A 22927-nucleotide genomic window follows, 5' to 3' on the forward strand; every position below is an offset into this window, starting at 1 on the left:
TTTGTAATCATTTAAGGATTAATGGGCAGCGTCGAGGACGTCAATTTTCCCTAGTTTGTTCAGTTCCCATTCCTTCTGCATGTAAAAGATAATTGGTGTTACCAAAAGGATGTGAATGGCCGAAGTGAAAACACCACCAACCATCGGTAATACGATTGGTTTCATCATATCACTTCCCACGCCGTGGCTCCACAGGATGGGTACAAGCCCGAATAGGGTCACGCAAACCGTCATAATCTTTGGTCTTAATCTTTTGGCTGCACCATGAATGACATATTCACGAAGTTCTTCATTGGTGATGGTCTCCCTTGAGTTGCCATTTTTTGCAATAAGCTGAACCATGGCGTCGTTCAGGTAAATGACCATCACGATTCCGGTTTCTACCGCAAGTCCGAACAGTGCAATAAATCCTACTGCTACTGCTACGGAAAGGTTCACCCCCCAAAGCGAAATCATGAATACGCCGCCGATTAAGGCAAAAGGAATACTGATGAGATTAAAAAAAGCTTCACGGTAAGAATTGAATGCAAAGTACATGGAAAGAAAGATCACGATTAATACGAGGGGCATAATCATTTTTAAAGTCTGCTCTCCGCGAATCAGGTTTTCGTACTGACCGCTCCATTCCACGAAATAACCTTTTGGCATTTTGTTCACCATGTTATTGAGTTTTGCCTGGGCTTCTTTTACGGTACTGCCTAAATCCCGGTCGCGTACGTTGAATAGAACAGTTCCACGCAACATTGCATTTTCAGAATTGATCATTGGTGGTCCTTCTGTAAGACGAATGTCAGCCACTGCACTTAGCGGAATGGAACCAAATTCCATCGTCTGCATGGGCAATCGTCTCAGAGATTCCAAATTATTTCTGAAATCCTGGCCGTATCTGGCATTTACCGAAAAGCGCTGTCGGCCTTCCACGGTGGTGGTGAGTTTCATTCCGCCGAGCGCACTTTCCACGACGGCATTTACATCATCCACACTTAGGCCGTATCTTCCTATTTCTTCGCTTTTCACTTCAATATCCACATATTTTCCGCCGGTAATGGGTTCTACGTACATGTCTTTTATTCCTTCAATACCGGTGAGTTCCTTTTTTATTTTTTCGGAAAGGACCGCGATACTGTCCAGGTTCTGTCCGTACACTTTTACGCCCACATCCGTTCTAATCCCTGTTGAAAGCATATTGATCCGGTTGGAAATCGGCATGGTCCAGCCATTGGTTACGCCTGGAATCTGCAGTTTGGCATTCAGCTCATTGATGAGATCATCTTTTGTTTTGCCCTCGCGCCATTCGCTTTGCGGTTTCAACAAAATAATGGTTTCAATCATGGAGATGGGTGAATTATCTGTCGCCGTGTTGGCTCTTCCGGCTTTTCCGAGGACATGATCCACTTCCGGAATTCCCTTAATGATTTTATCCTGTACCTGCAGTAATCTTTTGGCTTCAGAGTTTGAAATATCGGGAAGGGTAACCGGCATAAAGAGCAGGGATCCTTCATCCAAAGGCGGCATAAACTCACGTCCAAGGTTCATTATCATTGGAATACTGATGAGCAGTGCCAAAATATTAATTCCCAGCGTGGTTTTTTTCCATTTCATGCACCATCTTATCAGCGGTTCGTAAATCCGTTCCAAGCCTCTGTTTATTGGGTTTTTATTATCGTCCTTAAATTTTCCCTTCATGAAAAAGGAGATGAGCACCGGGGCAAGGGTAAGCACCAGGATTGCATCAACAATCAGGATGAATGTTTTAGTGTACGCCAGCGGATGAAAAAGTTTACCTTCCTGACCGGTCAACATAAATACCGGGAGAAAAGAAACCACGATGATTACCGTAGAAAAAAATACGCCTCTGGATACCTGTAAGGATGATTTTTCGATAATCTTCAACCGAATGTCTTCGGGAATTTTAACGTAACTGTCTTTCTCTTTGTCTTTTTTTCTGAATATATTTTTAAACCAGTTGGTCTTCATTGTTATGGGTTTTTATTTTGTTGATGGTTCTGCCAATCGGAGAGATTTTTATAGGCATTTTCAGACATGATAATTCCGTTATCTACAATCACCCCAATTGCCAGCGCAATTCCTGTAAGGGACATGATATTGGAGGAAAGTCCAAACGCATTGAGCAGAATAAAACTGATGGCAATGGTGACCGGAATCTGAATGATGATGCTCAATGCACTTCGCCAGTGGAATAGGAACAGAATAACAATGATTGCCACCACGATAATTTCTTCAATCAGCTTGGTTTTAATATTGTCTATTGCCCCTTCAATCAGCGTACTGCGGTCGTACGATGTCTTGAAGGTGACGCCTTCAGGGAGTCCTTTTTCAACGTCCTTCATTTTCTCTTTCACATCGTTGATGACCTTATCCGCATTTTCGCCATACCGTGCCACTACGATACCGCCCACGACTTCGCCTTCACCGTCTGCATCAAAAATACCCAGACGCAAATCGCCACCCATCTGTACAGAACCAATGTCTTTCACCCGCACAGGAATTCCGTTGTAATTTCCCAAAGCAATTTCCTCGATATCGGTTACGTTCTTGATATAACCCAGGCCGCGAATGATATAGGCCATATCGGCCATCTCAAATTTACGTCCGCCCACATCATTATTGTTGGCTTTCACTTTGTTCATCACATCCATGAGGGATACGTTATAGTACTGGAGTTTTACAGGATCTACAATGAGTTGGTACTGTTTTTCGAAGCCGCCAAAGGAGGCTACTTCCGCCACACCGGGAACCGTCTGAAGCGCAAACTTTACATACCAGTCCTGAAGGGCACGCTGGTCTCCCAAATCCATTTTGGGTGCATCGAAATGATACCAGAAGACGTGACCTACACCGGTGCCATCCGGTCCGAGAGTAGGGGTAACATCCTGCGGGAGTAAGCGCTGCGCATAATTAAGCCGTTCCATTACCCTGGTTCTGGCCCAATATATGTCCACATTATCTTCGAAAATGACATACACGAAACTCATCCCAAACATGGAAGAGGCGCGGATGTTCTTAATTTTCGGAATTCCCTGAAGGTTGCTGACCAGCGGGAAAGTCACCTGATCTTCAATAATCTGGGGACTTCTGCCCATCCACTCCGTAAAAACGATGACCTGGTTCTCACTCAGATCCGGAATTGCATCGATGGGATTGTCCCTTACCGCAAAAATACCCCAGATAAAAAGGCCGATTGCTATCAGCAAAACGAAATACCTGTTGCGGAGGGACAGTTTGATTAAATTTTGAATCATGATTCTGTACGGTTTTACTTAATTTCTTCCTGAACCTCGCCACATGAAAGCATTTCTTTGCCTAAATAAGGATTCTTCACCTCACGTGAATCGCTAAGCCAGAAGGCCCCTTTGTTATCATTATACATCGGGCAGAATACTTTGTACACCGGTTTTGGAGTTCCGAAATCTTTCAGCAGGTCGTAAAAATCTGCGCTCATTAAATCCAGATGTTCGCGCTGATGATCAATCTTTCCGGCGTTATCTGCAATGTGCTCGGCGTTTTCACTGATGCTTGATTCGAGATCAGCAAATTCTTTTTTCTGTTCAGCAGAAAAACCGTTTTTGTCTATTTTGGGAAAAGAAGCGAGGATCCCTTTGGCCGCACTCACCGCTTCTTTATCATCATCACCGGACAACGCGAATGTAAGGTGGGTGTAATGAGAATAGAGCTCCGTAAGGTCAGCGGTAGTTTTTTTGGCGGTGGTCACGGTTACCTTAGCATCCATTGCCATATTGTCCATCGCTGAACTGTCCGACATTGTACTCATATCATGCTGCATGGTTGTACCAGTGGTGTTTTTCTGTTCTTTGTTTTCCTTACAAGAAGTGAATGCAAAAGTGCCGATTGCCAAAAGGCTGAATAGTATTGTTTTCATTATTTTATCAGGTTAAAGGTTATTGATTATTTTTTAAAAAAGGCTTCGTAGTTTGCTTTATTTTCGAAGTACACGACATTATCATTTTTATCAGAGATCGCAATAATTGCGGTTGCTTTATCGATGAGTTGATGAGATATGGGATCGTATGCCATGCGGGCATTTTCTTCCTGCGGGATTCTGAGTTTGCAGTTTTCACAGCAACCATAATAGGTTTTGCCGTCATGTTTTACTTCGAGCTGTTTTTTGCCCATATAGGCATTGTTTACCATACATACCTCATCGTTGGGAACAATGTCACCGGTGGTGAACTTTGCGACCGCAATTTGTGTACTTTCAGCTTTTGAATTGTTGCAGGAAACGAGGAACACCGCTATAAAAGCGAGTATTCCCAAAAGAATATTCTTCATTAAATTTTATATTATAGGTTAATAGTGAGCCTCCTTGTTTGAGAAAGTGCTTTTGAACATCCGGTTCCTCAAATTATCCTTTACTAAAAAAGGAAAGTCTATTTTGAAAGAGCTTAAAGGAGCGTTTGAAGTTCAAATGTATTTACAGCGCCGCTAAAAAAGAACGGGCTAAAGTGTCATAAACACTTCACGACCAGACACAATTCGGGCTGTAAAAGAAGATCTTAACCTATTTTGGGCGGTTCCCAAATGGTATGGAATCCACCGGAGTAATGAGGATTCTGATAAAAGAAATTAGCATTTTTGTCTTCGTAACCGGACGCTTCGTTTTTAGAATCCTCTAAAAATTTGCTGTCCGCTAGAACGGTGTACTGAGCAGAGCTGCAAAGGTTTCCGCTGCAATTTCCTGAGCATCCATCGGTTTGACAATTGTGTGATTTTGGGTGACAGCATTCTTCTTTGCAATCGTCGCTGTCGCAAGACGGCTGTATCTGTGCGAATGACTGTTTTATGAAAGTTTGGGAACTGGTCGCGGTTTTAATAACCTGCTTCTCCTTTTTACTGCAAGCCTGAGAAATCCCTGGCGCCAGAAATAACGCCAGTGTAAGGGAAAGGAATAGTATTTTAAAATTTCCGACCATTGTAAGTAAACAGCACAAAGATAGGGAATTATTTTAGAAGCTAAACTACTTCCTTAAAAAAGTTAGGGTTTACAACATATTAAACTTTGCCATAGCATTTATTTTTGTTTGATCTGCAATATCAATATAGGGCTTCATCGCAGCATAATCACTGTGACCTGTCCACTTCATCACGACCTGCGGTGGAATTCCTAAAGCCAAAGCGTTGCAGATAAAAGTTCGTCTCCCGGCGTGAGAACTCATTAGTGCGTATTTTGGGGAAACTTCATCGAATTTCTGATTACCTTTATAGTAGGTTTCGCGAATAGGTTCATCAATTTCCGCCATTTCCATATCGCGTTCAGAAAGTAATTTTTTATTCATTATACCCCAAAGCTCAAATTTACGAAATTTATTTTTCCTAAATTATTCACAATGTTACTCTTAGCAAACTGTAATAAATACGTCAATAAATGTCCAGTTTTTTATTAAAAACTGGACAAATAATTTTTAGTCTACCTACTCTCATACCCCTCCTTAAACTTCAAAAACTTTTCTGCGTCCTTTGGATTTTTCTGCATCCATTTGTTCATCAGCGTGGTATTGTGTTCCAGCTGTTTTACCTGCTCGGTTTCATAAATCGCCTTGTTTTCATTCTTGATCTCCTTGAGGATTTCCTCTCGAACCTCGGTCTTGGTGCGGATGCTTTCGCGGTACCAGATTTTTCCTAGATAAACAGTTGCTGATAAAATAAAAAATGCAACCAGCAATATAGCCAGGATTCCGAAAAACCAATATTTAACTGTATCTGATTTCTGATGAAATTTTTCCAGATGCTTTATAACGTCCGGAGATAATTCTGCGATAATATTGTTGGGGATGGATTTAAGCAATTCCTGCCGCTTTAGATTTTCTTCATGTGCCAGTGCTTGGATCTTTTTCACATCCTCCTTGATGTCGCAGTACATGTGGAAAATCGCCTTCCCCGAAATTTCTACCGCCTTATTACTTTCTATGACGCGGTGCAAAAGTTCGATACCTGCATCTTGTGAAGAATAATTTTCTGTATTCATGTCTTGGTTGTTAAATTCGTTGTTCATTTTATTTTTTTATTATGTTGTTTTAACTTATCTCCTTCTTTTTCTCTTCCTCAGCAATTCATCGTCAGCCGCCGGTGCGTAGCTCGGTTTGAGCAGTTCCTTCATGGCACTCTCAATCTCCCTGAGGGCTGATTTTTCCGGATGTTTTATTTCGTTCGTTTGTGGATTACTCTGACTGAAAATTGCCGACTGGTGGCTTTCCGCATTCCGGTTTAGAATTTCTTTGATATCTTTGATTTTCAGTTTGTTTGTAATCTCGGAAAGTTTGTAACCTGGATGGTACTGCCTCTGGGTTTCGTCGTTAATATCGCTCAGTTTCACAATCCGCATCCCCGACACGCCGTCCTTCACATTCTGCGAGAGCGTCACTTTATAACCACATCGCCGCATATAATCGACCAAGTCATCAAAATTTCTTGAGACCTTCAGACAGTTTTGCAGGACTTTCAGCATCTGTTGCTTTTTTTCCTTTCCGATTTCCACATCTGTTTTGAGGTTCATCTCCTTGCATACATTTCGAACCGATTCACCAAAGCGTTTCCCGATATTGGCAGATTTTACCGTGCATTTACCATAAACATCTATGCGGTTCACGATGAAGTGGATATGTTTCTGCTTCGTGGAATTGTGGACATCCAGGACGACCTGGTTATTTTCTGTAAGTCCCACGTCTTTCAATGATTTTATAGCCAGTTCCTTCAACTCTTCATTTGTCAGCCTGTCGCCGATTTCCTTTGCCGGAGAAATGTAACCTGTGAGAGCCCATTTCTTTACATTCGGATTTCTCTCGGCGACAATCTTCATCTCTTCAAATCTTTCCTCCGGCATTGTTGAAAGCAGGTTGTTGGAATAAATACATTCCGCCGTGCCTTTGTCATTGCCATTGTATTCAATCGCGATCTTACTGATCCTCCTCGTCGTTGCCGAATTGTTCATGCTTGATGATTTGTTGGTAGAGGTATTCCCGGATCAACCTCGTTGTGGTTTGAATTTCCTCAAGGATCTCTTTCTTGTTTTCAAACTCATTCCATTCTCTGTTCCGGAGCAGATTGGATATCCTTATAAAATTGTTGCCGTAATTCAACAGAACCGCGTCGGTTTGAAACTCGTTTATTTTAAGTTCTTTTTCGGTTGAAACCAGTCTTAAATATGTTGATATTTTGAGTTTGTAGAAGTCAGCCTCCTTTTGAATTTTCTCAAACTCCTTTTCGGTAAAACGAACTGAGACTACCTTCGAAAATTGGTTCGTCGTCTTCTTTTTCAAACCTCCCTTTCGACCAATTTCTCGGAACCGGTTCTTTCTTTTTTCTTCTGCAACCTTTGCAATTTGCTGCTCGGAAATCTGCCTGACAAACTGTTTTAAAAAGTCATTTTTCATCTTGTGTTTATTTTGTGTTTAATTTTTTTATGATTATAAATTACTGGCTTGAATTCCATTTCCAAACAAGTGTTTCCGACGACAGGAGGAAACCAAAAAGCCCGATTTTTACGACAAGCCCCACGCTTGTTGTAAACATTGGGTACTTTTTGCACTAGACACATGGCAAGTTTTTACCCAGCCTTTTTAGAGCATTCCACCTGTGCTTATTTTGCGCAGGCCGGCTTGTATGAATCTTCATCTTTTTCTCCTGTAAATATTCCTGTTTCCCTCGGGCTCGTGTATGGCTGTTTGATTTTTTTCAAGCTTATTTTCAAGTGTCTTTTCTTCTTGTGATATCAGGAAATCATTCAGATCTTGATGAGGGAAATATTCATTCGACCGGTCATCTGCCTCCGGGAATATTTTCAAAATTGAATCCCTGCACTGTTCGCCGGCGCGGTCGTTATCCAAGTACATTTCGACAGATTTATAATTTCCAAAAAGCCCTGATGTCTTGTGAACCATGGCGACAGAGTTCAGAATTAGATGGTCGGAGGGTGTCTTTTCCGGTTCTAAAATTTTAAAAGAGAAGTAGTCGGTAAATCCCTCGAAAACCTTGAGGTTTTCAGAATTATTTTTTATCGTGGTGATATCCTTTTTTCCAAGACAGATTTTGGAAAAACTGCTGCGGATTTCGTAGCCTCCCGAATCGTTTTTAAAACCGAGCCCGAAATATCTTTTGTCGTTAATCCGGTAGTGGACTTCGCTCAATTCCGATTTTTGTGACTCGAGTTTTCTTGATTTCAAATAGTCTAACAATGCCGGGTGAATAAGTTCCTTTACTTCGAGAATTTGATTTGTATTTTCAGCAGTAATTGCTTCCGTCACACTCGGCTTATTATAAGGAAAATCGAAACGAGAAAGATATTCAAGAGCATCGGAGACAGTGCATTGTTTGAGCTCCTGAACTATCGACACGACATCGTATTGTTTTCCAGTGCCAAAATCAAAGGCAATATTTTTCACATAATTCACTAATAAACTTGGCGTTCGTTCTTGTCGATTGATAGCATTATAATAGGCTGTTTTCGGATGTTCTTTGCTTGGGAATAGAGAAAAACTTTCCATTACTTCTTTGATGCTGATATTTTCGTTCGCTTGTTTGCAGTTCATTTTTTGTGTTTTTTAAAGTTTATTTTTTTTATATCCAGTTATGTTTTTACCGTTTTTCCATACCTGCCTACCTAAATATTGAATATCAGTTAGTTATATCAATTAATGACTTACCTTGTTGTTACCTGTTAATTGGATCCCTTCTTTAACTATGGTAGTTTAGGTAAAGTCTTATCTATTTTATTACCTTGATAAAAATTTGAAAATGAGTTCTGTAAGTCCACTTAGGTAAGTAGGTAGGATAAATTGAATGTCAAGGATTTAAACTTTCTTTCAGTCAATCTTTCTTCGGATCAGGTAGCCGTAAACCTGCAGTTTCGGATGCTTGATTCTTTCATACTTGAGCCTGGTGAGCGCCTTTCCGACCTTGATATTGTTCAATCTTAAATTCAGGGCGTTGTTCATTGCCACAACGATGTCCGTCGCCGTAAGAAAATCCTTGATGTCCTTCGATTTCTCGAAGTGTGCGGAAACGATTTCCTGCTCAAGTGAAAGCTGGGAAAACTGCTCGTTCCTCAGCTCATTAGCCTCTATGTCCGAGAGCGTCATTTCCGGTTGGTAATTTTTTCTTTCAAAAGCATTGTGGTACGCCTGCGCCCATACCTTGTCTATGTCTATTTCCTCCGCATAGGCGAAATCAATGCTGTAAACTTCGAAAACCAGCCACCTTACGCTTCCTGTCTCGTCGGTAAGGAAATCTGTTCTGTTGGTGGAGGCAACAAAGGAACATATCCTGTCCATGTTCTCCGGCTTTCTCCCGTAAGGCACCCTCACCTTTGCGCCGCCCATCGAGATAAAGGATTTCAGCGTGTTGACATCCGATTTGGACAGGACGGCCAATTCGTCGGCATTGAGGATAAAGTTTTTGCAGATAGCGATGATGCCGTCCTTGTCCACCGTGACATTTTCGGAATAATAACCCCTAAGCCCGTCGGGAATGAGGAACCGCAGGAAGGTGGTCTTGCCCGTGTTCTGTTTGGAGCTTGCCAGCACGAGGCACTGCTTGTTGACATAGTCTTTCTTCAATGCGCAAAGCACGGCACGGGTCAGCCACTTCTCGAGATGGTAGCGGAACGCTTCGCTGTCGTTGGTCCGAACAAATCCCGCCAGCTTCCTGATATGGTCTTCGCCGTCCCAGCCCGCGAGTTTTTTAAAGTATTCCGCTAAAGGGTTGTATCTCTTTATCAAGTGGCTCCGTACGAGGATCTCCAACTTCTGCATGGTGATCTGCATCCCGGCCTGTACGAGTTCTATCAGCAGGGAGTTGATGTTTAGCTCTGTCCAGTCGTCCTTTCCCTTGAGCGATATTTCTATCTCCAGGGCGATGGCGTTAAAGCGAAGGTCATACTTGCTTTCCAGATACTTCATCACCATATCGAAAATGGTAGTGGTCTCGGAAGCGGTTTGGTAGAGTACTGGGATTTTTTGCTCTTCAGCCGGCTTGTTGGTTATTTCTTCCATCGCTCCAGAATTTCCTGCTCGAATGCATCGTAGTCATCATTTTGTATTTCCTCCACATTATCCCCCAGAAGATAAGCTTCTAGGTCTTCTTTGCGAAAGTAGATTTTCTTTTGCCCCTTCTTTTTGTAGGCCTTCAGTTTGCCGTGGTGTTTGAGTTGGTAGAGATAGTCCGGATCCAGGTTGAGGAACAGCGCGGCCTCTTCCTTGGAATAGATCTTCTTGGTTCCGAGGGCGAGCATCTGTAGCGCCTTGGAGGTAAACTCTTTTTGCGAGTTTACCAAAGTGGACATTTGGCTTTCTAGCGCAGCTAGTCTTTCTTGGTCTTTCATTTCGTTGAATTTTGTTGAGGCCAAGATATTTCCCAAAGAAATAGCCGCCTAAAAGCGACTTAAAAAGTTTTTTGTAAAATAAAACAACCTAAAGAAATGTGCGTTCAATAGGAGGTTTTGTTTTATAATGGTTTAGTCAATAAACCATTAAAAGCGACTAACTGTCGCCTTTATAATTCTGGTTATCAGATAAATATGATTTTTAAAGAGAAAATGTTTTTTTGGATTTTAGACTATATATCATCCTGAACATCGCTGTTGGAAAGATATTTTGAGAGGTTCCTGCTGTTTATTGGTTCTTCTGCGATATTTCCGAGCCTGTCTTTTGCCGAGGTGACGGCGTTGATAATTTTGCAGGTTTCGGCTTGGGTTATTGTGCCGGATTTACAACTTTCCATAACATTAGTAAAGGTCGAGAAAAAGTCCAAAATAGGCTGTACGCTCACGCCGTTCCTTGCAGGCTTTGTAAACAGAATCTTTCCAGAGTTTTTCTTCCGCAGTAAAAAGTCCGATAAATCCCTCTCGGAATCTTTAGAAATAAAATAATCCCGCAAAATGTCATCAATGACCATATTCGGATTCTTTTTTATTTCAAAAGCAAAATCGGATTCCTGTAGGATATTATTGTTGTGTTTTGCGAGTTCGTTGGTTTCAGATAAAATGATTTGTTGATTATTTAATTCGTTTGAAATCTTAGTGCCAACTTTCAAAAATTCTCTTTTTAACTCATTGGAATGGTGTTCTATTTTATCTGCCGCGTCTTGCTTTTCTCGGAACTCAAACCTTTCGCTATAACTGTTTTTCTTGAATTTTTTGAATGCCTGAATTGGCTTAAATGGGTGTTCCATTTTTACCTCGAACAGGATTACGGCAAGAATTTGAAGAATGATATAGAATAGGATTTGGGTAAAGTCGATCTTCTCGGCATGGATATCTTCCAGTATTTTCCCGCCCCAGAAAAAGGAAAGCGACAATGAAACCAAAAATAAATTCAAAACGATTAAAAACCGCTGGGTGTTCCAGTCGTTATACCAGTTTGCCCTTTCCTTGGAGTAATAGTTTATCGCAAACGGACTGAACGCAAACCAAAGCCGCCCTGCAAGATAGAAGGGGACAAGGATTGTAAAGGTTACCATTAGAATATATGTTGCGATATAGAAGTCAGTCATATATAACGTACTAAAATATTCTTACACAAAAATAGCATTAAAATAAAATACTTTTGTTCGTGAAATGTTCGTGACAAATATAAAAAAAAACACCTACATTCCTGTAAGTGTTTGATTGTCAAAGCTCCTCCTGCTGGACTCGAACCAGCGACCCTCTGATTAACAGTCAGATGCTCTAACCAACTGAGCTAAGGAGGAATTTTCCTCTGTTTAAGGTGCTGCAAATATAAAAGGAATATTAATATCAGGCAAATTTTATCCTTAATAAACGGCGGATTTTGAGCAAAAATGTTGAATTTCAGGAAGAAATATTTCAATCTTTTTTTGTTTAACTCTAATAATCCTCAAATAAATGACGGAAATAGAGTTCCGGAGATTCTAAAAAATTCTTGGTCAGCTGATAATGCTCTGTATCTTTGTAATGAGTTCGTTGAATTGGATCATCCAATAAATAAATTTCGACGCCGGGATCGCTCATCAGAATCGGAGAATGGCTGGAAATGATGAATTGAGCCTTTCCTGCTTTTTCTAATTTGTGAATGACGGATAATAATGAAAGTAGTCTTTGTGGTGAAAGGGCAGATTCTGGCTCATCAAGGATATAGAGGCCCTTCTGGAAGTGATTATGGAATAATGAAAGGAAAGCTTCGCCATGCGACTGTTGATGCAGGGATTTGCCTCCGTACGCGTCAAGAACCCTTCTGTCTTCTTTGGCAACTTCATCAATATACGTGGCGAAGTTGAAAAAACTTTCGGCTCTCATGAAAAATCCCTGGCCTGTTTTGGTTTTCCAGGATAGGGTAAGGTATTCGGAGAGTTCAGGTTCTGTCTTGTGAAAATTGTAATTGTGATTCCTGCTGCCTCCCGATACATTGAAATCACACTTTTCTGCAATAGCTTCCAGGAGGGTGGATTTGCCAATTCCATTTTCACCAACTAAAAAAGAGACATTGCTTTTAAGTTTCAGATCTAAACCTTTGCGTAAAAACGGAAGATTGAAGGGATAATCTTTAGGATGATCATCTTTTAAATAAATCCGGGACAGGTAGGGCATCGTGCTTGTTTGATTAAATAGTGTCAATTCTCATCAGCAAAATGTATGCAAAATAAAAAAGACCTACATTTCTGTAAGTCTTTTTTTGGCTCCTCCTGCTGGGCTCGAACCAGCGACCCTCTGATTAACAGTCAGATGCTCTAACCAACTGAGCTAAGTAGGAATGTCCTTTGTTTTAAGTGGTGCAAATATAGGACGAATATTTATACCTTACAAATATTTTTTAGAAAAAATTTCAAAAAAATTATAAACTGCCGGTAAGTGCTTTAAAGATATCACTTCCGAAGATCAGTAACATCAATCCTAGCAGGAAGATAACCCCAATCATCTGTGCGTTTTCCAATACTTTCTGAGGTACAGGTTTGCCTGTAACTACTTCCCATAATGTAAACAAAACGTGTCCGCCATCTAATCCAGGAATTGGAATAAGATTCAGAAATGCCAACCATACCGAGAACATTGCTGTAAAACTCCAGAACATACTCCAGTTGATAGATACACCTCCGTCTTTCGACTTCTCTACAGGCATATTCTTGATGATCGCCAAAGGACCACCCACTTTTTTGTATCCCTGGACTTTCTTGTTGAATACCAGTTTAAACTGCTTCACCTGATACGTCAAACTTTCAATGCTTCTGGTAAAGCCTCTTCCGATAGATTCTATAAATGTGAAATGTTGTGTGCTGGCGAACTTTTGCATTTGCTTATAAGACATAATGCCTAGTGTGCCTTCTTTCGAAACCTGAAGGGTTAAAGGATGAACTGTCCCGGCTCTTAATACTTCCGTATTAATTGCTTTTCCTGAATTCTTTACAACAACACCTTGCAGTTCGTCATAATAATTGATTTTCTGGCCATTTACAGAAACGATCTGATCTCCTATTTTTAAACCTGCTTCAGCTGCTTTAGGATTCACAATGGAATCAATAATAGGTAAAGATCTTGGCGTAAGGAATGCTCTTGGATTATCATCTTTGAAAGCCAGTGCTTTTCCGTCATCATTCGTGTTGAAAGTAACTTCCTTACCATTTCTTAGAACAGTTACCTGATCACTTAATAAAATATCCAAAGACAGTTTATCCAGATTGTTCTGGACCTTTCCATCTACTTTTAAGATTTTATCACCGTCTTCAAAGCCCATTGCTTTGGCAATATTGGTATAATGCATCGGCGTATCTACCTTCGTGGTATCAAAAGAGGTTTCTCCGTTGAAATAAGAAAGACTTCCGAAAATAATCCAGGCAAGGAAAAAGTTTACTGTAACCCCTCCAAGCATGATGATTAGTCTCTGCCATGCCGGTTTCGATCTGAATTCCCATGGCTCAGCAGGTTTTTTCATCTGCTCGGTGTCCATGCTTTCGTCAATCATCCCTGCAATTTTCACATAGCCACCAAAAGGAAGCCATCCGATTCCGTATTTCGTCTGCTCAGGATGTTTTCTCCAGTCGTTGTCTGAAAGTTTTGATATATCGATAGGGACTTCTTTCTCTTTACCATCTACTACAATGGTTTCTGTGTCCGGAAGGTTTTTCGAAATAAATTTATACTGCCATTTTCCGTTGATCTTCTTCATTGAAAATAGAGAAAACCAAGGATCGAAAAACAGGAAGAATTTCTCAGCTCTGGTCTTAAACCATTTTGCCGGTAAAAAATGTCCAAGCTCATGAAGAACCACTAAAATAGAAATACTTAGTATGAACTGGAAAATCTTGATTGCTAATTCCATTAATAATTTTTAGATTTAATTTGCAAAGGTAACAATTATCAAAACTATGCCAAATAAAAAAGCCTCCCTAAATGAGAAGCTTTGTCATATATTAAGCTGATATTACAGATTGAAAGAAACACCTATACTGCCGTTATTGCCTACTTCTGCAAAAACACCCACTTTCTCCGTGAAAAAGTAACGGGCTCCGATGTGAGCTCCAATCCCAAAATCTTTCCCTAGTACTCCCACGTCAACTCCTGGGTAAATATCCCATTTAGCGGGTAGGTCAAGAGCTTCCTGAAGGTGGAAATTTACCCTTCCGAATACAAAAACACGGTTGTCTTTATCATTATCTTTATAATCACCAAAGTAAGCATTAAGCCCTGCTCCAACAGATACAAGCTTGTTTAGTCCATAGTCATAAGTTCCTGTAACTCCCGTTCCATAACCCCATGCACTCAATCCAAGCTGAATTTTCTGATCACCTTTTCCTGTATAAGCCTGCGCATTGGCTGTCGTTCCTAAAAATGCCATCATCAACACAAAAAACAATTTCTTCATAATTTTACTTTTAAATGATACTAATGAAAAATATCCTCATCAAAAATAGAACCGAAATCATTGAAAAATCGTATTTTTAGTGAAGTTTTTTAACAAAGTTTATGAGAATTACAGGGCTTAATTTAGATATTGTCTGGAAAAATAAGGACAAAAACTTTCGATTAATCGAAGATCAGTTGAAAAGTCAGGAAGCGGATATTTTTCTGCTTCCAGAAATGTTTTCTACAGGTTTCTGTATGGATGCAGATGAAGTTTCAGACAGACATGAAGAATCTCTGGAGTTTTTGAAAAAGATGGCAAAAGAAAAAAATGCAGCCTTTTGTGGAAGTGCTCCGGTAGAAATGGGTGGTCATTTTTATAACAGAATGTATTTTGTGCAGCCTGACTCCGAAAGTTTTTTCTACGATAAAAGACACCTTTTTTCTTTTTCAGGAGAAGATCAAGTGTATAGCCCGGGACATAAAAGGGTCATTGTGAATTATAAAGGATTCCGGATTTTACTTCAGGTATGTTACGACCTTCGTTTTCCGGTATTTGCAAGAAATAATGATGATTATGATGCTGTTTTATACATCGCCAACTGGCCTGAGAAGAGAGTCGGAGCATGGGAACACCTTTTAAAAGCCAGAGCCATTGAAAACCTGTCTTTTGTTTTTGGTTTAAACAGGATTGGGACGGACGGAAATAATCTTTTTTATCAGGAAAGTTCACACTGCTTTTTCGCAGACGGAACTGAAATTTCCCAAAAAAACGGAAATATCATCTCTGCAGAACTCAATATAGATGAATTGAAAGACTTCAGACAGCACTTTCAGTTTCTTAATGACAGAGATAAGTTTACAATAGATTTATAGGAAAAGGCTGAATTTGAGACTAAAGCAGAATATCTTCTTTTCTCAATTTCAGCCTTAGCCTGAATTTTTAAGAATATTGTTTAAGCAGTTCCGTGAGTGTATTCACATCATGAACACCGCTTTCTTTCCATAAGAGTTCACCGTTTTTGAAAACCGCCAATGTTGGAACTCCCCGAACTCCATATTGTGCCGCCAACGCGGGATATTGGTCTACATCTACTTTGATAATTCTGGCTCCTTCGCCGATATTTTCCTTTACCGTATTTAAAACAGAGGATTGTACTTTACATGGCTGACACCAGGTAGCAAAAAAGTCAATAAGTACAGGTCTTTCCGAATTGATGATTTCCTGAAATTTTTGTGACATAGTTCTAGTTTTTATTGAAACCATTAAGATTCTCCTTGATCAATCTTAATGGCTTAATTATTTTTACTTTCCGGATGATTTCTCATCCTGTATTGCTTTTACATTTTTCCAGCTGGTCCCGTCATAAGCCTCTATGCCATTTTTCTTCAGGATTTCCATTGCCTGATCGGCCTGTATTCCCTTATTACAGAACACAACAATTTTTTTGCCTTTCAGCGAATCTATAGTATTCTGTAGTTCAGCTAATGGGATGTTGATAGCGTTCTTTGCGGTTCCTGCTTCATACTGTTCCGGAATTCTTACATCCACTAAGGTGGCATCTGAACTGTTGACCACTTCTCTGATATCTGCTATTGGGGCTATTCCCGTACCCGCTGTTTTACAAGAGGTTACCACTAAAATTGCAGCTAAAAGGAATCCGAAAATCTTTACTGTCATGGTATTACAAAGTCTTTGACTGGCATACAAAATCGGTAGTTGGTAGTTTTTCCGTCTTTTTAATCCCGTTGAAACCTCCTTCTATTTCAGTAAAGTTTCTGATTCCGTGTGAGTTAAGGATGCTTGCTGCAATCATACTTCTGTATCCACCTGCACAATGAAGGAAGAAGTGTTCCGAGTCATCTATGGTTTTTACCCAGTCACTGATGGTATCCAAAGGCTTATTGAATGCATTGTCAACGTGTTCCGCAGAATATTCGCTTAGTTTTCTGACATCGATTACTTTAGCGTTTTCTGTAAACTGTTCAGCGAATTCAGCGGGAGATATTCTTTTGATTTCGTCAGTTTCTTTTCCTGCATCTTTCCATGCACTGAAACTGCCGTCGAGATATCCTAAAACATTGTCAAAACCAACTCTGCTTAATCGGGTAATGACTTCTTCTTCACTTCCTGTATCAGTTACAAGTAAAATAGGATGTTTTACATCTACAATCATATTTCCGACCCATGGCGCAAAATCTCCTTTTAAACCGATATTAACTGAATTAGGAATAAATCCTTTATGAAACTCTGCGGGGCTTCTTGTATCTAAAATTAAAGCGCCCGAATCTTCTGCAAAAGCCTCAAAATCTTCAGCAGCAATCGGACTTAGGCCTTTGTTCATTACCACATCCAGGCTTTCATATCCGCCTTTGTTCATGGCTACATTCATTCCGAAATATTTCGGTGGAGCAGTAAGACCGTCCAGAACTTCTCTGATGAATGATTCTTTATCAGGCTGATTAAGCGCATAATTGGTCTTTTTCTGATTTCCCAGAATGTCGACTGTTTCTTTCTGCATATTTTTTCCACATGCTGAACCTGCACCGTGAGCAGGATAAACGGTAATACTGTCGTCCAGAGGGATAATTTTTGTCTGAAGACTGTCATACAGAATTCCGGCAAGATCTTCCTGCGTAAGATTGGTTGCTTTCTGTGCCAGGTCAGGCCTTCCGACGTCACCCAGAAACAGAGTGTCGCCTGTAAAAATAGCCGTTTCAACACCGTTTTCATCGATGAGCAGATAGGTGGTACTCTCCATCGTATGTCCCGGAGTATGAAGTGCTTTTATTTTTATTTTTCCGATCTCAAAGATCTGATTATCTTCAGCAATGATTGCATCAAATGCAGGCTGAGCAGTAGGTCCGTAAACAATGGGAGCCCCCGTTTTTTGACTTAAATCCAAATGTCCTGAAACAAAATCAGCATGGAAATGAGTCTCAAAAATATATTTTAAAGTAACATTGTCTTTTTCTAGACGATCCTGATAAGGTTTTACCTCTCTCAAAGGATCAATAATGGCAGCTTCATTTTCTGATACAATATAATAGGCACCCTGAGCCAGACAGCCCGTATATATTTGTTCAATTTTCATTGGGTCTTTTTTAAATTTTAGATAAAGATACGAAGTATTAGATGAAATGTAAATGAAATGTTAAATCCGTGCGATAGTTTCTTTCAATATTCGAGGGGTGAAAGCCTTAAAATCCTTTGTTTTCAAATGGAAAGGGTATGTCGTGAAAAAGTGATTTAATGCAATGTTTTTTATCATGTGCAAAAAATGAAAATAATTGTGTAGGGCTATTCTTTGCATTCTTTCCTTCTCTCATTGTTTAGAATTTGAAGAAAAGGAGTTTCATGGATTTTTAAAGTGTATTCACTAAGATTATTCTGGAATATCACTTTAATGGTCAGATATTTTACAAAAACTTTTATATTTATAGGTTAAAAAAGATCAGATGGCAGACAAAACACAATTTATTGAAGAACTGAACACAAGATATACTCCAAAAGGAGAACACATTATACTGGGAAAGGGAATGCTGGACGGTGAAGTAGTACCGGAAGTCAATGTAACTATTCCTTTGAAAACAATCAACCGTCATGGTCTTATTGCAGGGGCCACAGGAACGGGAAAAACAAAAACACTTCAGGTATTTGCAGAGCAGCTTTCTCATGCAGGAATTCCATCTTTAGTTTTGGATATTAAAGGTGACTTTTCAGGAATAGCTGAAGCCGGCCAGATGAATCCTGTGATCGAAGAAAGATATGCCAAAACACAACTTCCGTATAATCCGCAGGCATTTCCGGTAGAGCTGATGAGCATTTCCGGTGGAAAAGGGGTAAAACTACGGGCGACTGTGACAGAATTCGGTCCGGTTTTGTTAAGCAAGATCCTGGAGCTGAATGATACCCAACAGAGTATTATGTCTATTGTTTTTAAATACAGTGATGATAAAGGCCTTCCATTAATTGATCTCAGTGACTTAAAGAAAGTTCTGCAGTATGTGACGGACAATGCTCAGGGGAAAGCTGAACTGGCAGCCAATTATGGATCTATTGCTTCCGCTTCATTAGGGGCAATCCTAAGATCTATCGTGGCACTGGAACAGCAGGGTGCCTCTGACTTTTTTGGAGAATTAAGTTTTGACGTTCATGATCTTTTGGAAACCAGAGATGGAAAAGGAGTGGTCAATATCTTAAGAGTTGCCGAAATACAAAGCAAACCACAACTCTTTTCAACATTTATGCTTTCTCTGTTTGCAGAAATTTACATGACTTTTCCTGAAGAAGGAGATAGTGGGAAACCTAAATTGGTTCTGTTTATAGACGAGGCTCACTTAATTTTTGATGAAGCTTCCAAGGCATTGCTTTCCCAAATTGAAACAATGGTCAAACTGATCCGTTCAAAAGGAGTCGGGATCTATTTTATTACACAGATTCCGGGTGATGTTCCTGAGAATGTGCTGTCACAGTTAGGGCTGAAGATTCAGCATGCATTGAGAGGTTTTACGGCAAAAGATAAAAAAGAGATTACCAAAGCTGTTGAAAATTACCCCACAACAGAATTTTATAATGCCTCCAGCCTGATCCAGAATCTTGGAATTGGAGAAGCCTTTATTACTGCTTTGGATGAAAAAGGAATTCCTACACCACTTGTTCATACCTATCTGATCTCTCCTGAATCAAGAATGGATGTTTTGAGTGATGCAGAAATTTCAGAACTGACGGGAAAATCTGCGTTAGTAGCCAAATACGAACAACCTGTTGACAAAGAGTCTGCGTATGAAATATTAACAAACAGAATGGAGCAGGCCGCCCAAAATTCTGCACCAACCCAAAAAACAAAACCGGTAAAAGAAGAACCCGGAATGTTTGAGCAGGTCCTTCAAAGCAAAGCGGGAAGAACTTTTACCAGCACCTTGATGCGGGAAGGAGCAAAAGCGCTTCTTGGAATGTTTGGACTGGGGGGAAGAAAGAGATAGAATTTTAAAATTAATTCTTCGAAAAAATCATCTGCTATGAAAAGAGTATCAGCTTTTTATTGTATTCGACTGGCTATTTAGAATCTGGTCATGGACAGTATCAATACGCGTTTTACTTTTTTTGATATATTTTTTGTTATTTTAGCCGCATTGCCTTTATTGGTAAATAAAAAATGGCTTTATCAGTTATTGGGCGGAATAATTTCTTTCAGTAGTCTGTATGTCTTTTTTGCGGTGTTTCTTTCCAACACTAAAGATTGGCAACAGGCGCAATTGCAGCCGTTATGGACGTATGGCATGGGTTATGTACTAAGCCTCATACCGTTAAGCTCCTGTCTGATAATGACGGGAATTATAAATATTAATTAAAAAAAATAGCAGTATAATTAAAAATTCAATGTATTCGATCATAGATATAGAAAGTAATGGTGCAGGTTATAGAAATGAATGCATTATAGATATAGCCATCTACAGGTATGATGGTCAGAAAATTACTGACCAGTTTATTTCTCTTGTCAATCCTGAAAGCGATATTACCCCTTTTGTGCAGAAACTGACCAATATAACGCCCAAAATGGTTAAAACAGCACCAAAATTTCATGAAATAGCAAAAAGAGTCATTGAAATTACCCGGAATACCACGCTTGTAGGTCACAATATTGATTTTGATTACAGAATGCTCCGCCAGTCTTTCAAAAGATTGGGATATGAATTTCAGATCAATACTTTAGATACCATTCCTTTAGCGAAAAAGATGATTCCGGATGAAGTAAGTTATTCACTCGGAAAATTGGTGAAATCTTTAGGGATTCCGTTGACAAATCATCACAGAGCCGACGGGGATGCAAGAGCCACGCTGGAACTGTTCAAGCTTTTGATTTCAAAAGATACTGAAAATGAGATCATCCAGAAGCAACATGACGAAACCAATTCGAAAACCTATATCAATAAAATCAAGATCCTGACTCAGGATTTACCGAATGAAAAAGGGTTTGTTTATTTTCAGAATGAAGCCGGAAAAATCATTTTATCAGACTATGTTCCGGATATCAATAAATTCTCAAAGAAGGTCTTTAATTCCAAGTCTAAAAAATGGGAGCAGGTTCAGCAGGAGGTTGAGCAGATCAATTATGAACTTACAGGAACAGATATTATTGCCAAGCTCATCCTGAATTCTAAAAACATCAAAAAAAAGGAAGTATTTCCGTTCGGACTTTATTTTAGAAACAATAAATACATCGTTGAAAAAAATAAACTGAATAAAACTGAAAAACCCATCCTTAAATTCAGATCGTTTACCCAGGGAACAAAAGCCGTTCAGTTTATTGGACTTCAGGAAGAGTTCAATGATATCAATGTATTCATTAAAAAAATAGATTTCAGAAAAAGAAATGAACTCTGGCTTGGTCAGGGGAGAAAGTTGGGTGAAAAGATGTTCATGATCATTGAAAATGGAAAGATAATGTCTTACGGTTTTTATGACCTGTTTACCCAGATTCAGACCATGAGCAAGATCTCAAAACTGAAGATTGATCTTCCTTTGCCCTCTACAGACTTACATAATGATCTGCAGCTGGCATTGCTTCGGGGTGATTTTGAGACCTTACCATTACCGAAGTAATAAAGAAATTCAGACTTTAGGAGTTTTTAGCAAAAGAAGATGCTTTCAAATGAATTTTCTTAAAATAAAAAATAAATAGTATTTTTGTAAAAAATAAATAGAAGCAATGCAAAATTTTAAACAAATTAAAACCGGAAAAAAGGGAACTGTAAAGTTTTCTAAGGTTTGGAATATTTAAAAGAGTTGTCTTGCATAAAAATAATTAATGTGGCAGACTCTTTATCTAAGAATCTGCCTTTTTTTATGTTAAAATGAAATTATGAATTCAAAAGAATTATTAAAGATTGCCACTGAGTTTGGCACCCCGGTGTATGTTTACGATGCTGAATCCATCAAAGTTCAATACGAGAAACTTACATCTTCTTTTTTAAAACACACAAAGTTTTTCTATGCGGCAAAGGCGTTGACAAACATCAACATTCTGAAGTATGTCAAGAACTTGGGTGCTTCTTTGGATTGTGTTTCTATTAATGAAGTGAAACTTGGACTAAAAGTAGGATTTCCGAAAGAAAAAATATTGTTTACGCCCAATTGTGTTGATCTGGCTGAAATAGAAGAAGCAATGACTTTCGGAGTTCATATTAACATAGATAATATTTCTATTCTTGAGCAGTTCGGGAATAAATACGGAAGTACGTATCCGATCCTGGTAAGAATTAATCCACATATTTTTGCAGGAGGAAACTATAAAATCTCAACAGGGCATATCGATAGTAAATTCGGTATTTCCATTCATCAGGTTCGTCATATCGAAAGAGTGATGAAAAGTACCAACCTTAATGTGGAAGGTCTTCACATGCACACCGGAAGTGAGATTAAAGATCCGGACGTTTTTCTACAGGCGCTGGATATCATGCTGGAACTTTCTGAGCATTTCCCGAATCTTAAATACCTGGATATGGGAAGCGGGTTCAAAATTCCTTATCAGGACAGTGAAGAAGAAACCGACGTGAAAACATTGGGGAAAAAAGTAGAAAACGTATTGTCTCAGTTCACAAAATCTACCGGAAGAAAGTTCGAATTATGGTTTGAACCGGGAAAATTCTTAGTAGGAAAAAGCGGTTATCTTTTGGTGAAAGCTAATGTGATTAAACAGACGACAGCGACAGTTTTTGTAGGCGTAAATTCAGGATTTAATCACCTGATCCGCCCGATGTTCTATGACTCTTACCATAAGATCGAAAACCTTTCTAATCCTAAGGGAGCGGAAAGAATCTATACGGTAGTAGGAAACATCTGTGAAACCGATACTTTTGCTTGGGACAGAAAACTGAATGAAGTCAGAGAAGGAGATATTCTTGCCTTTCATAATGCCGGAGCTTACGGTTTTGAAATGAGTTCCAACTTCAATTCAAGATTAAAACCTGCTGAAGTATTATTCCTAGACGGAAAAGCACACCTGATCCGTAAAAGAGACGAATTTGAAGACCTGTTAAGAAACCAGATAGAAGTAATTTAAAATCAGATACAAATCATATAAGCTCCGCAGTAATTTG

Annotated in this window: 23 protein-coding genes, 2 tRNA genes and 1 pseudogene; 5 read left to right on the forward strand and 21 right to left on the reverse strand. The window is 39.5% G+C overall.

The features are described 5' to 3' along the window. Positions 1 to 18: 18 nt before the first annotated feature. From EG346_RS25320 to EG346_RS07345, 18 genes and pseudogenes are all read right to left on the reverse strand, one after another. Positions 19 to 1977: an efflux RND transporter permease subunit gene (locus EG346_RS25320; RefSeq protein WP_078677236.1), complete on the reverse strand. Its 1959-nt coding sequence runs from the start codon at positions 1975 to 1977 to the stop codon at positions 19 to 21. 2 nt (positions 1978 to 1979) lie between these two features. Further along, positions 1980 to 3263, reverse strand: a complete 1284-nt coding sequence (locus tag EG346_RS25325; RefSeq protein ID WP_123877725.1) for an efflux RND transporter permease subunit — start codon at positions 3261 to 3263, stop codon at positions 1980 to 1982. Between the two features lie 14 nt (positions 3264 to 3277). Next, positions 3278 to 3901 carry a DUF3347 domain-containing protein gene (locus EG346_RS07270; RefSeq protein WP_059344224.1) on the reverse strand — a complete coding sequence of 208 codons (624 nt, stop codon included), beginning with the start codon at positions 3899 to 3901 and terminating at the stop codon, positions 3278 to 3280. A 26-nt stretch (positions 3902 to 3927) separates the two neighbouring features. Then, positions 3928 to 4311, reverse strand: coding sequence for a hypothetical protein (locus EG346_RS07275; protein WP_059344225.1), 384 nt, complete (start codon positions 4309 to 4311; stop codon positions 3928 to 3930). A gap of 224 nt (positions 4312 to 4535) precedes the next feature. Beyond that, a complete protein-coding gene (locus tag EG346_RS07280) occupies positions 4536 to 4952 on the reverse strand; it encodes a hypothetical protein (protein WP_059344226.1) in 417 nt (138 codons plus the stop codon). 69 nt (positions 4953 to 5021) lie between these two features. Then, positions 5022 to 5282: pseudogene (locus EG346_RS07285) on the reverse strand (hypothetical protein); the annotation flags it as partial. 164 nt (positions 5283 to 5446) lie between these two features. Further along, positions 5447 to 6031 (reverse strand): hypothetical protein, encoded by a 585-nt coding sequence (locus EG346_RS07290; protein WP_123877727.1) that lies wholly within the window; start codon positions 6029 to 6031, stop codon positions 5447 to 5449. Positions 6032 to 6058: 27 nt separating this feature from the next. Further along, positions 6059 to 6967: a relaxase/mobilization nuclease domain-containing protein gene (locus EG346_RS07295; RefSeq protein ID WP_123877729.1), complete on the reverse strand. Its 909-nt coding sequence runs from the start codon at positions 6965 to 6967 to the stop codon at positions 6059 to 6061. Next, positions 6933 to 7409: a plasmid mobilization protein gene (locus EG346_RS07300; protein ID WP_123877731.1), complete on the reverse strand. Its 477-nt coding sequence runs from the start codon at positions 7407 to 7409 to the stop codon at positions 6933 to 6935. Before EG346_RS07300 ends, EG346_RS07295 begins: the two co-directional genes overlap by 35 nt. 237 nt (positions 7410 to 7646) lie before the next feature. Then, the gene (locus tag EG346_RS07305) at positions 7647 to 8564 is read right to left on the reverse strand and encodes a DUF8464 domain-containing protein (protein ID WP_123877733.1); all 918 of its coding nucleotides are present in this window, start codon (positions 8562 to 8564) and stop codon (positions 7647 to 7649) included. A gap of 273 nt (positions 8565 to 8837) precedes the next feature. Continuing rightward, positions 8838 to 10025 carry a VapE domain-containing protein gene (locus EG346_RS07310; RefSeq protein WP_059344230.1) on the reverse strand — a complete coding sequence of 396 codons (1188 nt, stop codon included), beginning with the start codon at positions 10023 to 10025 and terminating at the stop codon, positions 8838 to 8840. Next, positions 10013 to 10354 (reverse strand): helix-turn-helix domain-containing protein, encoded by a 342-nt coding sequence (locus tag EG346_RS07315; RefSeq protein ID WP_059344231.1) that lies wholly within the window; start codon positions 10352 to 10354, stop codon positions 10013 to 10015. The genes EG346_RS07310 and EG346_RS07315 overlap by 13 nt, the downstream gene beginning before the upstream one ends. 233 nt (positions 10355 to 10587) lie before the next feature. Next, positions 10588 to 11490, reverse strand: coding sequence for a hypothetical protein (locus tag EG346_RS07320; RefSeq protein ID WP_123868027.1), 903 nt, complete (start codon positions 11488 to 11490; stop codon positions 10588 to 10590). A gap of 157 nt (positions 11491 to 11647) precedes the next feature. Further along, a tRNA-Asn gene (locus EG346_RS07325) sits at positions 11648 to 11721 on the reverse strand. 136 nt (positions 11722 to 11857) lie between these two features. Further along, on the reverse strand, positions 11858 to 12577 hold the full coding sequence (locus EG346_RS07330) for an AAA family ATPase (protein WP_123877735.1): 720 nt from the start codon (positions 12575 to 12577) through the stop codon (positions 11858 to 11860). Positions 12578 to 12663: 86 nt separating this feature from the next. Then, positions 12664 to 12740, reverse strand: a tRNA-Asn gene (locus EG346_RS07335). Positions 12741 to 12821: 81 nt separating this feature from the next. After that, positions 12822 to 14303 (reverse strand): RIP metalloprotease RseP, encoded by a 1482-nt coding sequence (rseP, locus tag EG346_RS07340; protein WP_123877737.1) that lies wholly within the window; start codon positions 14301 to 14303, stop codon positions 12822 to 12824. 102 nt (positions 14304 to 14405) lie between these two features. Then, the gene (locus EG346_RS07345; RefSeq protein WP_123877739.1) at positions 14406 to 14846 is read right to left on the reverse strand and encodes a DUF6646 family protein; all 441 of its coding nucleotides are present in this window, start codon (positions 14844 to 14846) and stop codon (positions 14406 to 14408) included. Between the two features lie 101 nt (positions 14847 to 14947). On the opposite strand from EG346_RS07345, the gene EG346_RS07350 reads away from it, so the two are divergent. Beyond that, positions 14948 to 15700, forward strand: a complete 753-nt coding sequence (locus tag EG346_RS07350) for a nitrilase-related carbon-nitrogen hydrolase (RefSeq protein WP_123877741.1) — start codon at positions 14948 to 14950, stop codon at positions 15698 to 15700. 67 nt (positions 15701 to 15767) lie between these two features. Here the strand turns inward: EG346_RS07350 and EG346_RS07355 are convergent, their stop codons facing one another. From EG346_RS07355 to EG346_RS07365, 3 genes are all read right to left on the reverse strand, one after another. After that, positions 15768 to 16067 carry a thioredoxin family protein gene (locus EG346_RS07355; protein WP_034701246.1) on the reverse strand — a complete coding sequence of 100 codons (300 nt, stop codon included), beginning with the start codon at positions 16065 to 16067 and terminating at the stop codon, positions 15768 to 15770. A gap of 63 nt (positions 16068 to 16130) precedes the next feature. Further along, positions 16131 to 16505, reverse strand: coding sequence for a rhodanese-like domain-containing protein (locus EG346_RS07360; RefSeq protein WP_123877743.1), 375 nt, complete (start codon positions 16503 to 16505; stop codon positions 16131 to 16133). Positions 16506 to 16509: 4 nt separating this feature from the next. After that, positions 16510 to 17919 carry an MBL fold metallo-hydrolase gene (locus tag EG346_RS07365; RefSeq protein ID WP_123877745.1) on the reverse strand — a complete coding sequence of 470 codons (1410 nt, stop codon included), beginning with the start codon at positions 17917 to 17919 and terminating at the stop codon, positions 16510 to 16512. 364 nt (positions 17920 to 18283) lie between these two features. Between EG346_RS07365 and EG346_RS07370 the strand changes: the two genes are divergently transcribed. From EG346_RS07370 to lysA, 4 genes are all read left to right on the forward strand, one after another. Continuing rightward, entirely contained in the window at positions 18284 to 19810 is a 1527-nt protein-coding gene (locus tag EG346_RS07370; protein ID WP_073328808.1) for a helicase HerA-like domain-containing protein, read from the forward strand. Positions 19811 to 19900: 90 nt separating this feature from the next. Continuing rightward, entirely contained in the window at positions 19901 to 20179 is a 279-nt protein-coding gene (locus tag EG346_RS07375; protein ID WP_123877747.1) for a hypothetical protein, read from the forward strand. Positions 20180 to 20207: 28 nt separating this feature from the next. Further along, positions 20208 to 21431, forward strand: coding sequence for a 3'-5' exonuclease (locus EG346_RS07380; RefSeq protein ID WP_123877749.1), 1224 nt, complete (start codon positions 20208 to 20210; stop codon positions 21429 to 21431). 259 nt (positions 21432 to 21690) lie between these two features. Further along, positions 21691 to 22890, forward strand: a complete 1200-nt coding sequence (gene lysA / locus EG346_RS07385) for a diaminopimelate decarboxylase (protein WP_181876124.1) — start codon at positions 21691 to 21693, stop codon at positions 22888 to 22890. Positions 22891 to 22927: the final 37 nt, after the last annotated feature.

Source organism: Chryseobacterium carnipullorum (assembly GCF_003815695.1).
Taxonomy (GTDB): domain Bacteria; phylum Bacteroidota; class Bacteroidia; order Flavobacteriales; family Weeksellaceae; genus Chryseobacterium; species Chryseobacterium carnipullorum.